Annotated in this window: 9 protein-coding genes, 1 other RNA gene and 1 pseudogene; 5 read left to right on the top strand and 6 right to left on the bottom strand. The window is 54.6% G+C overall.

Features of this window, described 5'->3' with window-relative positions; translation table 11 throughout:
- Positions 1–100: 100 nt before the first annotated feature.
- From IWX87_RS17810 to gyrA, 6 genes are all read right to left on the bottom strand, one after another.
- Positions 101–2104 (bottom strand): bifunctional 3-phosphoshikimate 1-carboxyvinyltransferase/cytidylate kinase, encoded by a 2004-nt coding sequence (locus IWX87_RS17810; protein ID WP_196864854.1) that lies wholly within the window; start codon positions 2102–2104, stop codon positions 101–103.
- 11 nt (positions 2105–2115) lie between these two features.
- Positions 2116–2994, bottom strand: a complete 879-nt coding sequence (locus IWX87_RS17805) for a prephenate dehydrogenase/arogenate dehydrogenase family protein (RefSeq protein WP_196864885.1) — start codon at positions 2992–2994, stop codon at positions 2116–2118.
- Between the two features lie 61 nt (positions 2995–3055).
- Positions 3056–4138: a prephenate dehydratase gene (gene pheA, locus IWX87_RS17800; RefSeq protein WP_196864853.1), complete on the bottom strand. Its 1083-nt coding sequence runs from the start codon at positions 4136–4138 to the stop codon at positions 3056–3058.
- A gap of 1 nt (position 4139) precedes the next feature.
- Positions 4140–5246: a 3-phosphoserine/phosphohydroxythreonine transaminase gene (gene serC / locus IWX87_RS17795; protein WP_196864852.1), complete on the bottom strand. Its 1107-nt coding sequence runs from the start codon at positions 5244–5246 to the stop codon at positions 4140–4142.
- Positions 5243–5728 carry a DUF2059 domain-containing protein gene (locus tag IWX87_RS17790; RefSeq protein WP_231374875.1) on the bottom strand — a complete coding sequence of 162 codons (486 nt, stop codon included), beginning with the start codon at positions 5726–5728 and terminating at the stop codon, positions 5243–5245. The genes serC and IWX87_RS17790 overlap by 4 nt, the downstream gene beginning before the upstream one ends.
- Positions 5729–5814: 86 nt before the next feature.
- The gene (gene gyrA, locus IWX87_RS17785) at positions 5815–8481 is read right to left on the bottom strand and encodes a DNA gyrase subunit A (protein ID WP_196864850.1); all 2667 of its coding nucleotides are present in this window, start codon (positions 8479–8481) and stop codon (positions 5815–5817) included.
- Between the two features lie 258 nt (positions 8482–8739).
- Between gyrA and ompA the strand changes: the two genes are divergently transcribed.
- From ompA to IWX87_RS17760, 5 genes and pseudogenes are all read left to right on the top strand, one after another.
- A complete protein-coding gene (gene ompA / locus IWX87_RS17780) occupies positions 8740–9375 on the top strand; it encodes an outer membrane protein OmpA (protein WP_196864849.1) in 636 nt (211 codons plus the stop codon).
- A gap of 68 nt (positions 9376–9443) precedes the next feature.
- Positions 9444–10193 carry a bifunctional 2-polyprenyl-6-hydroxyphenol methylase/3-demethylubiquinol 3-O-methyltransferase UbiG gene (ubiG, locus tag IWX87_RS17775; protein WP_196864848.1) on the top strand — a complete coding sequence of 250 codons (750 nt, stop codon included), beginning with the start codon at positions 9444–9446 and terminating at the stop codon, positions 10191–10193.
- Positions 10190–10855, top strand: coding sequence for an HAD family hydrolase (locus IWX87_RS17770; protein ID WP_196864847.1), 666 nt, complete (start codon positions 10190–10192; stop codon positions 10853–10855). The genes ubiG and IWX87_RS17770 overlap by 4 nt, the downstream gene beginning before the upstream one ends.
- Positions 10856–10867: 12 nt before the next feature.
- Positions 10868–11254: a transfer-messenger RNA gene (ssrA, locus tag IWX87_RS17765) on the top strand.
- A gap of 150 nt (positions 11255–11404) precedes the next feature.
- Positions 11405–12008: pseudogene (locus tag IWX87_RS17760) on the top strand (transposase); the annotation flags it as partial.

The following is a 12008-nucleotide window of genomic DNA, read 5'->3' as shown; positions in this document are numbered from 1 at the left end:
CGGTTTGGTGAGGTTTCGCGGTCAAACGACAGGTTGGACCGCAGGTTGCTTTAGATTTTCCTGCGAACCCTTGCTGCCCATGAAGGGTGTGCGTCGAGGGTTAGAAGGGCCGGGTGCCTTGCCACCAGTCCATGACCAAGTCCAGCGATTGTTCAATCGTCAGGTCGGAATTGTCCAGCAGCAGGGCATTATCAGCAGGTCTTAGCGGTGCGGCTTTGCGGGACATATCCCGTTGGTCGCGCGCTTCCAAATCCTGCTGAATGGCGGCGATTGTAATCGTGTTTCCTTTTGAAATCAATTGCTTGTACCGCCGTTCGGCGCGATGCAAGGCGCTGGCAGTCAGGTAAATCTTTAACGGTGCCTTGGGGAACACGACCGTGCCCATGTCTCTGCCGTCAGCCACCAGGCCGGGCAGTTGCCGGAAACTGCGCTGCAAGTCCAGCAGGGCATCTCGAACCTGCGGATAGGCAGAAACCCGGGAAGCGGCCATGCCGGCGACTTCGGTACGAATTTCTTCTGAAACGTCTTCCTCGGCATCACCGTTGGTCAGAAAAATGCGGTCGCCCTTGAACCGCACCGGCAAGGCGCGGGCGATTTGCGCAATTGCGTCGCCGTCATCGAGTGACAGGCCGGCACGCAATGCTGCGAAAGCGCTCAGGCGGTACAGCGCGCCAGAATCCAGGTAGTGATAGCCCAAGTGATGCGCTGTCAGCGCTGCCAGCGTTCCTTTTCCGGAGGCTGTGGGTCCGTCCAGGCAAATCACGGGAATCTGGTCGTCTTGCGCTTCAGTGACCGAGAACAGTGTTTCAAAGTAGTCTGGAAAAGTCTTGGCAACGCACTTGGGGTCCAGAATCCGGACCGGCAGTTTGGCTGGGTTGAAGGCCGCGAGTGAAAAACACATGGCGATTCGGTGATCGTCGTAGGTATGAATCACCGCAGGATTCCAGGCGCCGGCCTTCCCGGGCGGGGTGATTTTCAAATAATCTGCACCTTCTTCAATGGTGGCGCCAAGCTTTTGCAATTCGCAGGCCATGGCGGCGATGCGGTCGGTTTCTTTGACGCGCCAGCTGCCAATGTTGCGTAAAACCGTAGTTCCTTCAGCATACAGTGCCATCACTGCAAGCGTCATGGCGGCGTCCGGCATATGGTTGCAGTCCATATCCACTGACTTGAGCGGCCATGCACCACGCGACACGTGCAGCGAATTGGCTGTGCTGTCGATTCGGGCGCCCATCACACGCGCCGCCTCGATAAACCGTATATCGCCTTGAATGGAATCGGCGCCTACTCCCAAGATTTTTAAGCCATTTTGACCATTTTCGCTTGCTGCTATTGCACCAAGTGCTATGAAATAACTAGCGGATGAGGCGTCAGCTTCTACATGGATCTCACCGGGCGACTGGTAAACGCTACCGGCCGGAATCGTGAAACGCTGCCAGCCTTCGCGCTTGACCTGAATGCCGAAGCGTTTGAGCAGGTTGAGCGTGATCTCGATGTAAGGCCTCGAAATCAATTCCCCCGTAACTTCGATGCAGATGGCTTGCCTGGCCACCAGCGGCAAGGCCATCAAAAGCGCGGTGAGAAACTGGCTGGAAACGTCTCCCCGAACGCGAATCGTCTGGTCGAGCTTCAATACCCCTTGACTTAGCCTCAAAGGGGGAAAACCCTCGTTCCCCACGTACTCGATGACGCATCCCAGTTGCCTGAGGGCATCGACCAAATCGCCAATAGGCCGTTCGTGCATGCGCGGCACACCCGACAGCTCAAACTCGCCACCGAGCAGCGCCAGTGCGGCTGTCAGTGGACGCATGGCCGTGCCCGCATTGCCCATGAACAGCACGGCTTTGCGCTCGATAAGCTGGCCGCCAAGTCCGCCGATCACAGCGCTCTGGCCGTGTTGCACTACGGTGCAGCCCAGTTGCTTGAGCGCCGTGAGCATCACAGCGGTATCGTCAGAAGCGAGCAAATCATGAACTGTGGTCTGGCCGCGACTCAATGCGGCCAGCAGCAGGACGCGGTTGGAAATGCTTTTGGAGCCAGGCAGGTGAACTTCGCCAGCGGCACACGCCAGCGGCGGAAGATCGAGAAACTCGGTGTCGTACATGAAACAGTGCTTTACTTGGGAACGTTGTGCGAGGAAATACGCCAGTTGGCGCGCGTTTCACTGGCTTGGCCGATAAGCGATTCGAGTGCTTCTGCGTTGCCGCTTGAAATCAGCTGTTCAAGCGATTGCAGGGATTGCTGGAAAATTCTGGACTGTACGAGCAGCTCTTCACGGTTAGCCAGCAGGATGTCGCGCCACATTTCCGGGGCGCTGGCGGCGATGCGGGTGAAGTCACGAAAACCCGGTCCCGCAAGCGCCATGTAGTCTTGGCCATTTGGTTGAGAGGTGATGCCATTGATCATGGCAAAAGCGATCAGGTGCGGAAGGTGGCTGACCGCTGCATATGCTGCGTCGTGAGCTTCGGGTGACATGCGCAGCACCTGGCAACCCAAGGCGGTCCAGACTTCCGTTGCCTTTTGCACTTGTGCACTCGAGCTTTGTTCAATCGGCGTGAGGATGACCTGCTTGCCTGCATAGAGGGACACGTCCGCATGTTCGACTCCGGAGACTTCCTTGCCGGTGATTGGATGGCAGGGAACAAAGGAACCAATCTGCTCACCTAATGCGCGGCGCGCTGCATCCACCACGTCGCGCTTGGTTGAGCCGACATCCATCACCAGGGTAGTGGGTTCAATAAGATGGCGAATGTCCTTGAAAGTGGCTTCCGTGGCCGACACGGGGATGGCCAGCAAGACGATATCTGCACCTGCCACCGCCATAGGCGCTGACGGCGCTTGCACGTCGATCACGCCCATCTGGCGCGCCCGTTCGGTGGTTGTGGGGGATTTGCTATAGCCAACAATGCGCTTGACCAGACCGGCACGTTTGAGCGCCAGCGCGAAGGAACTGCCCATCAGGCCGCAGCCGATGAGGCCTAGTTGCTCGAACATGCCGGGACCCTGATAAGGGGGTGAAAGCATTGCGCGGATCGGCTTTTCTTTAAATTTCGCATCAGTCGGTGACGGGGTAAGTGCCCAGGATTTTGTAAAACGCGCAAAGCTGCTGTAAGTCAGCCAGCGCTGCTTTCACATGCGCCTGGGATCTATGCCCCTGCAGGTCAATATAAAAATAGTATTCCCACTGACCCGAGCGGGCGGGCCGAGATTCAAAGCGTGTCATGGAAACGCCATGGGTTTTCAAAGGCACCAGGATGTCATGCACAGCGCCCGGCTGGTTGGGCACTGAAACGACCAGACTGGTGCAGTCTTTGCCCGATGGGGGTGGGGTCGGAAGCGTCTGCGGCAAACAAACCACCGCAAAACGGGTGCGGTTGAAGGCGTCGTCCTGAATGGCATGTGCTGCCGTGTGCAGTGAAAACTGCGTGGCGGCGCGGGCGCTGGCAATGCCAGCCCAGGCAGGATGGGTGGTGGCCAGGCGCGCGCCTTCGGCATTGCTGGAAGCGGCACGGCGTTCTGCATGGGGCAAATGGGTGGTCAGCCATCCCTGGCATTGGGCCAGGGCCTGCGGGTGGGCAAAGACAACTTCAATACCTTCCAGGGAGTCTGAAAGGCGCAGCAGGTTGTGCCGCACCATCAGACTGATTTCTCCTACGATGTGCAGCGGCGAGTTCAGCAGCAGGTCAAGCGAGCGCGACACGACGCCCTCGGTAGAGTTTTCAACCGGAACCACACCATATTCAGCCGTGCCTGCCGTGGCAGCCCTAAACACCTCATCAAAACTGGTGCAGGGAACGTGTTCAATGCTGGAGCCGAAAAATTGCACGGCTGCTTCTTCACTGAAGGTTCCAACAGGCCCCAGGTAGGCCACCCGCACCGGTGACTCAAGCGCCAGGCAGGCCGACATGATTTCCCGCCAAACGGCGGCAACATGCTCATTTTTAAGCGGACCCTGGTTGGTCTGCTGGATCTTTTCGATGACCTGTGCAACCCGGTCAGGCCTGAAAAAAGGGGTCCCTTCGCGCTTTTTGACTTCTCCGACCTGTTCCGCAACCAGTGCGCGTTGGTTCAGAAGGGTCAGCAGTTGTTTGTCGAGTGCGTCGATCTGGACGCGCAAATCAGCAAGGTTTGCAGTCATGTCAGGCGTGTTTTTGTTCGAATTCTTGGAGATAATTCACCAGTGCCTGAACACCTGCCAATGGCATGGCGTTATAGATACTCGCGCGCATGCCGCCTACGGATTTATGGCCTTTCAGTTGCAGCAGGTCACGTGCTTTTGCACCCGCCAGAAAGGCATCATTGCGTGACTCGTCGCGCAAAAAGAACGGCACGTTCATCCTCGAGCGACAGTCCTTGCTGACCTTGTTGAAGTACAGCTGGGAACTGTCAATGGCGTCATACAGCAGTTGCGCCTTGGCCGCATTGTGCTTTTCAATGGCTTTGATGCCCGTTGCCTTGCCTTCCCTTTGCTGTTTCAGCCACTGAAAGGTCAATCCTGCAATATAGATCGCATAGGTTGGCGGGGTGTTGTACATCGACTCGTTGTCCGCCACAGTCTTGTAATTAAAGGCACTTGGACAAACAGAAAGGGCATGGCCCAACAAGTCTTCGCGCACCACCACCAAGGTCACGCCGGCAGGTCCCAGATTCTTTTGCGCGCCGCCAAAAGCGAGGCCAACCCTGGACCAGTCAACGGGCCGAGAGGCCACATGCGATGAAAAATCAATCACCAAAGGTGCGTCGCTTCCCAGTGCCCTCAGATCTGGCAACTCCTGAAACTCGACCCCATGGATGGTTTCGTTGGTGCAGATGTGCACATAACTGGCATCGCGGCGCAACTGCCAGGTATCCAGCGGCGGCAGGCTGGTAAAGGCGCTGCTTTCCGTTGTGGCAGAAACCTGGACATCGCAATATTTGCGCGCTTCCTTTTGTGACTTGTCGCTCCAGCTACCCGTAACAACAAAATCAGCTGAACCACCGCGCGACAGGTTCAACGGGACGATGGCGTTTTCTGCCAGTCCCCCGCCCTGCATGAAAAGTATTTTGAAATTTTTGGGAACAACCATCAGTTCGCGGAAATCTGCTTCAGCGTTTTCGTAAATCGAAATGAATTCCTTGCCTCGATGACTCATTTCCATCACGCTCATGCCGCTGCCATGCCAGTCGAGCATCTCGGCGGCTGCCTGCTTCAACACAGCTTCTGGCAAATTGGCAGGGCCCGCCGAGAAGTTGAAGGGCCGCGTCATTTCTTGGCAGGCGGGCTGGCCTTGGGTGCTGCGGCAGGTCCACCGACAATTTTCAGCGCTGCTGCATCAAATTGCTTGGCCCGAGCCAGCACATCTGACCGTGAGGCATCAACAAGTTTCTGAACGAACATATTCCCAAGCTCAGGTGAACTGGCCTGATATTTCCTGATGGCGGGTGATTCGAAGAAGGTGGCGATCTGCTGCAGTTCCTCTAGCGTAAAACGCTCGGCATAGGCAGGCACCAGAACATCGGTGCTGACTTTGCTGACCTGCTTGGAAATAAGCTGGTTGGCATCGTCAGAATACTTCTTGAGTTCGGCATTCAGTGCTTCCGACGCTTTTTGCTGGTTGGCCTTGGTCACATTCGTTTCCAGCCGGGGCCCCCAGCTGGCGATCAGTTCCTGCGTAGTACTGCCTGCCAGTTGGGCGATCAGACGGTCAAGTTCCGGCCCTTGCTGAAGCTTAACGACCTTGGCTGCCAATTCGGTCTTGGCATCAATGGTTTGAGCATGCAGGCCCGTGCCAAGGGCAAGGCTTGCAAACGCCAGCGTAGTGATAAGTTTTTTCATCAGTTTTGTTCCGGGTTGACGGCATCGCTGCCTGCGTCGTTTTCAGTATCGGTATCAAGGTTTTCGTCTGTCTCTTCCAGCGCCGCATCATTTTCGACAATGCGCTGGAGGCCGCTGAGTTGGGAGCCTTCATCCAAGCCTATCAGCGTAACACCCTGGGTTGCGCGTCCCATTTCACGAATCTCGCTGACGCGGGTGCGCACCAATACACCCCTGTCGGTGATCAGCATGATTTCATCGTCTGCGTGAACCAGTGTTGCAGCAACGACCCTGCCGTTGCGTTCGCTTTGCTGAATGGCAATCATGCCCTTGGTGCCGCGGCCATGACGGGTGTATTCGGTAATGGAGGTGCGCTTGCCAAAACCGTTTTGGGTGGCTGTCAGCACACTTTGTTCGCCATCCTCTGCAACCAGCATGGCAATGACCCGCTGACCCTCTTCCAGATTCATTCCCCGGACACCTCGTGCATTGCGGCCCATCGGGCGGACATCATTTTCATCAAATCGAACCGCTTTGCCGCCGTCGCTGAACAGCATCACGTCGTGCTTTCCATCTGTCAGGGCAGCGCCGATCAAATAGTCACCTTCGTCCAGCGCCACTGCAATGATGCCGCCCTTGCGCGGGTTGCTGAAGTCATCCAACGGCGTTTTTTTGACCGTTCCCATGGATGTGGACATAAAAACATACTGGTCAGCAGGAAAGCTGCGTTTTTCCCCTGTCAGTGCCAGCACGACGGTAATTTTTTCACCTTCCTGTAGCGGGAACATGTTGACAATCGGCCGGCCACGCGAGCCGCGCGATCCCGCTGGTACTTCCCATACCTTTAGCCAGTAAAGCCGGCCCCTGTCTGAAAAGCAAAGGATGTAATCATGGGTATTGGCAATGAACAACTGGTCAACCCAGTCGTCTTCCTTGGTTGCGGTGGCCAGTTTTCCACGACCGCCACGCTTTTGGGCCCGGTATTCCGAGAGGGGCTGACTCTTGATATAGCCCGTATGCGACAGTGTGACCACCATGTCTGTCGGGGTGATCAGGTCTTCTGTGCTCAGGTCAAACGAACTGTGCTCGATATGGCTGCGCCGCGCGCCTAGCTTGGTCTGACCAAATTCCAGCTTGATGGCGCCCAGTTCTTCGCCAATGATGGTGGAAACCCGCTCCGGCCTGGCCAGGATATCGAGCAGGTCGTCAATCTCGGCCATGACCTCCTTGTATTCAGCAACTATCTTGTCTTGCTCCAGACCCGTCAGTCGCTGAAGCCGCATCTGCAGAATTTCCTGCGTTTGGGTTTCTGACAGACGGTAGAGACCGTCACTCCCCATGCCAAATGACTCTTCAAGTCCGTCAGGACGGTAATCGTCTGCATTGACGATCCCGCCATCGATCCGCGCACGAGTCAGCATTTCACGTACCAAGCTGCTGTCCCAAGTCCGGGTCATCAGTTCTGCTTTCGCCACGGGCGGCGTCGGCGCATTGCGAATGATGGCAATGAACTCGTCGATATTGGCCAGTGCGATGGCCAAGCCTTCCAGTACGTGACCACGGTCGCGTGCCTTGCGCAGTGTGAACACGGTACGGCGTGTCACGACTTCGCGGCGGTGTGAGATGAAGACCTGAATCAGGTCTTTCAGGTTGCACAGTTTGGGTTGGCCATTTATCAATGCCACCATGTTGATGCCGAAAGTATCCTGCAACTGCGTTTGCTTGTACAAATTGTTCAGAACCACTTCAGGCACTTCGCCGCGCTTGAGATCAATGACCAGACGCATCCCAGACTTGTCGCTTTCGTCCTGGATGTGGCTGATTCCCTCAATTTTCTTCTCGTGAACCAATTCGGCCATGCGCTCCTGGAGCGTCTTTTTATTGACCTGATAAGGCAGTTCATCGACGATGATGGACTGACGCTGCCCTTTGTCAATGTCTTCGAAGTGGCATTTCGCACGCATCACAACTCTGCCACGCCCTGTGCGGTAGCCATCCTTGACGCCATTGATGCCATAAATGATTCCGCCGGTTGGGAAGTCCGGTGCAGGAATGATTTCCATCAGCTCATCAATGGACGCTTGCGGATGTTTTAGCAAATGAAGGCAAGCGTCCACCACTTCATTCAGGTTGTGCGGCGGAATATTGGTTGCCATGCCCACGGCAATGCCTCCGGAGCCATTGACCAACAGATTGGGCAGGCGTGTCGGCATGACCAGGGGTTCCTGCTCGCTGCCGTCATAGTTAGGGCCGAAATCAACCGTTTCCTTGTCCAGATCAGCCAGTAGTTCGTGTGCGATCTTGGACAGCCGGATTTCCGTGTAACGCATCGCGGCAGCGCTGTCGCCGTCGACCGAGCCGAAATTGCCTTGTCCATCCACCAACAAATGGCGCAGTGAAAAGTCCTGAGCCATGCGGACAATGGTGTCATAAACCGACTGATCACCGTGTGGGTGGTACTTGCCAATGACGTCGCCAACAATGCGAGCGGACTTCTTGTACGGCCGGTTCCAGTCATTGTTCAACTCATGCATGGCGAACAGCACGCGCCGGTGTACTGGTTTGAGTCCATCACGAGCGTCAGGCAGTGCCCGACCCACGATAACGCTCATCGCATAGTCGAGGTAGCTTCTTCGCATTTCCTCTTCTAGACTGATGGGCAGGGTTTCTTTTGCGAACTGTGTCATTAAAGGCCTGGTTTATGAAGTGTCGAGATTAGAAAGAAAAGTACTTTGATTTTAAGGCGCCAGTTTAAAACGGCTGGTTTGTGGCAGGTCTGCAACATATTTAGAAGAAACGCGGTTCTGTGTCAGACGAAGGCTACAGCGGGCTTGAAGGCCAGAATGTGTGTGGCACAATCAATCCAACTCCTCAGGTGATGGTCACTTGGGGCGTGTAATCTTAATAATCGCAGCAAGTCTGCGGCTTTTCTCTAGAGGAGAATCATGAACAAACTCAACAAAGTGGCAATGTTGTTTGCTTCCGCAGCGCTTGTTACCGCCGCTGGTGCGCAAACAATCGACAACTGGAAAAACGGCAACAACGAATTGGTCTGGAAAAACGGCACCAACGAACTGTGCTGGCGTGACAACTTCTGGACCCCAGCAACTGCTGCTCCAGGTTGCGATGGTGCTATTGTTCCTGTCGTAGCGCCTGCCCCTGTGGTTGTTGCTCCTCCTGTAGCTGCTCCTGCTGCTGTTGTTCCTGTCGCTCCGCCTGCTGCTACCAAGGTCACATACGCTGCCGATGCTTTCTTTGACTTTGACAAGTCGGTGATCAAGCCTGCAGGCAAGGAAAAGCTGGATGATCTGATCGGCAAGATCAAGGACATCAACCTTGAAGTCATCATTGCTGTCGGTCATACCGACTCTGTTGGCAGCGACTCATACAACCAGAAACTGTCGGTTCGCCGCTCAGAAGCTGTCAAAGCTTATCTGGTGTCCAAGGGAATTGAGAAGAACCGCGTTTACACCGAAGGTAAAGGCGAGAAGCAGCCCGTGGCTGACAACAAAACCGCTGAAGGCCGCGCAAAGAATCGTCGCGTAGAAATCGAAGTCGTTGGTACCCGCGCAAACAAATAATCCTTTTTGGATCACCCAAAAAACCGCGCGTCAGCGCGGTTTTTTTATGTCTCAACGATAATGGTTCAATGCCTATAACCAAAAATTTCGATCCAGCCGAATTGGCTAAATTTTCAGACCTTGCCCACCGCTGGTGGGACAAAGAAAGTGAGTTTCGTCCACTACACGAAATCAATCCTTTGAGGCTTGACTGGATTGCAAGTCTTGTTCCTTTGAATGGTCTGCGTGTATTAGATGTGGGTTGCGGTGGCGGGATTCTGGCAGATTCAATGGCACGCAAAGGCGCCAGTGTGCTTGGAATTGACTTGGCAAGCAAGGCATTGAAAGTAGCTCAACTTCACGCGCTTGAGGCTCAGACCCACGGCGTCGAGTACCGAGAAGTCAGTGCCGAAGCACTTGCGGCAGAGCAGCCAGGCACTTTCGATGTAGTCACCTGCATGGAAATGCTTGAGCATGTACCTGATCCAGCAGCAGTAGTAAAAGCCTGTGCAGCTTTGGTCAAACCGACTGGTTACGTGTTTTTTTCGACCATTAATCGAAATGCCAAAGCCTTTCTCTTTGCAATAGTCGGCGCAGAATACGTGCTTAATATGCTGCCTCGTGGCACGCATGAATATTCGAAGTTAATCAAGCCCAGCGATCTTGCCCGCTATTATCGTGCCGCTGATCTTGATTTCGTGCAGACTAAAGGCCTTGAATACAACCCATTGACGCGCCGTTATTGGTTGAGCGCCAATACCAGTGTTAATTATCTTGTGGCTACGCAAAAACCTCAGCATGAATTAAGTCATGCTGAAGGCAAGCGGACAGTGTCATGATAAACAACATAAATGCAATATTGTTTGATTTGGACGGTACGCTGATCGATAGCGCTCCGGACTTGGGTGCAGCAGCTGACAAAATGCGTACCGATAGATCCTTGGAGTCCCTTCCTCTATCGCTGTACCGCCCAATGGCAGGTGCTGGCGCTAGAGGAATGATCGCCATAGCTTTTGGATTGACTCCTCAAGATTCAGCATTCGAGGCTTTGAAAGAAGAGTTCTTGTCGAACTATGAAGTTCGACTGGTAAAAAATACTTATGCATTTGATGGAGTAGCCGAACTGATCGATCAGATTTGTAATTCTGGATTTAAATGGGGTGTAGTTACCAATAAGGCAGCCCGATTTACACTTCCATTGACTGGGGCAATGTCACTTTTCACGACAGCTCAGACAATCATCAGTGGTGATACAACTCCTCATTCAAAGCCGCATCCCGCCCCCTTGCTAGAAGCGGCACGCCAACTTTCCTTGCCCCCTAACCGTTGCGTTTACGTCGGTGATGATAAGCGCGACATCATCGCAGGGCGCGCGGCTGGCATGCCGACAGTAGCTGCTGCTTATGGTTATTTGGGAAACGTAAGCGATACGGAAAGCTGGAATGCTGATTACACGATCACCAAGCCTTTAGAACTTTTAAATTTATTAAAAATGATTTAAGATAGGAAACTTGGGGCTGCATTGGTTTCGACGTGGGTTCGGACGCGGCGTGGTGCATGTCGAGCTGAGTGTGCTCGTAAAACTGATTCAAAAAAACTAACTGCAAACGACGAACGTTTCGCACTCGCAGCTTAATTGCTTGTGAGCTTTACAACAGCAGGCCGATGGGCTGGGCAAGGGGCATTTAGCGCAAGTTAAAGATTCCAGGCTGTAAAGATAATTTTATCGGCTGGCTCTGGGTTGGGTACCTTAACTTGGAGCGAGAAAATAGGGTGCTGGCGTCTTGTATAGCATGCGACTGTGCGATACAGGTGGCAAGACTCAAATCAGACCGCTAAACATGTAGATCTGCCCGAACAAGGCTTGCGGACGGGGGTTCAAATCCCCCCAGCTCCACCATATATCAAATCCAATCGGTCTTCCGGTTGGATTTTTTTTTCGTGTGCCTGCGTGCCTACGGGGGTTCAAGAGGGTTCTTGCGGACTTTGATCTTGCCCCTGAAAAACCCATCCCTTGCCGAGTGGTTCAATCCAAGCAAGGAAAACGCAAATGACGAAAACCTCAAGGGCGCGCTACACGCTCGAATTCAAACAAGAAGCAGTCCGGGTGGTGGAGGTCGGCCAAAGAATCTCGGCGGTGGCGCGCACGCTGGGCATTGTCGATCAGACGCTGTTTAACTGGGTCAAGGCCCATCGGCATGGCAAACTCACGGGATCGGACAGCAAAGCGCCTGTAAGTGCTGAGAAAATGGAAATCAGCCGGCTCAGGGCCGAGCTGGCGCGCGTGAAGATGGAGCGCGATATCCTGGGAAAAGCGACGGCGTACTTCGTAAGAGGGTTGATTTGAAGTACGCCTTTATTCAGCAACGCCGGCATTCCTGGCCGGTTTCGGTGCAGTGCCGCGTATTGCAGGTCAGCGCGGCTGGCTACCACGCGCACCTGGTGCGCCGTGCCAGCGGTGCGCCGAGGCGCCACCTGAGCGACGAGGCGCTGCTGGTGCATATCAAGGCCCTGAACGCCGAGACACGTGCTGCTTACGGCGGGCCGCGCATCTGGCGTGAGTTGGTGGCACGCGGTGTGTCAATGGGCAAAGAGCGGGTGCAAAATCTCATGCAGTTGCACGGCATTCGCGCCAAAGGCAAACGGCGCTTCAA

Source organism: Polaromonas sp. CG_9.7 (genome assembly GCF_015752205.1).
Lineage (GTDB): Bacteria > Pseudomonadota > Gammaproteobacteria > Burkholderiales > Burkholderiaceae_C > Polaromonas.
The sequence above is the reverse complement of the archived record's forward strand: the minus strand, read 5'-3'. Positions and strand labels throughout refer to the sequence as shown.

Coding starts and splice junctions, on each gene's coding strand:
- ubiG (WP_196864848.1), top strand. CDS start 9,444: ATGCCTATAACCAAAAATTTCGATCCAGCCGAATTGGCTAAATTTTCA.
- gyrA (WP_196864850.1), bottom strand. CDS start 8,481: ATGACACAGTTCGCAAAAGAAACCCTGCCCATCAGTCTAGAAGAGGAA.
- IWX87_RS17770 (WP_196864847.1), top strand. CDS start 10,190: ATGATAAACAACATAAATGCAATATTGTTTGATTTGGACGGTACGCTG.
- pheA (WP_196864853.1), bottom strand. CDS start 4,138: ATGACTGCAAACCTTGCTGATTTGCGCGTCCAGATCGACGCACTCGAC.
- IWX87_RS17810 (WP_196864854.1), bottom strand. CDS start 2,104: ATGTACGACACCGAGTTTCTCGATCTTCCGCCGCTGGCGTGTGCCGCT.
- serC (WP_196864852.1), bottom strand. CDS start 5,246: ATGACGCGGCCCTTCAACTTCTCGGCGGGCCCTGCCAATTTGCCAGAA.
- IWX87_RS17805 (WP_196864885.1), bottom strand. CDS start 2,994: ATGTTCGAGCAACTAGGCCTCATCGGCTGCGGCCTGATGGGCAGTTCC.
- ompA (WP_196864849.1), top strand. CDS start 8,740: ATGAACAAACTCAACAAAGTGGCAATGTTGTTTGCTTCCGCAGCGCTT.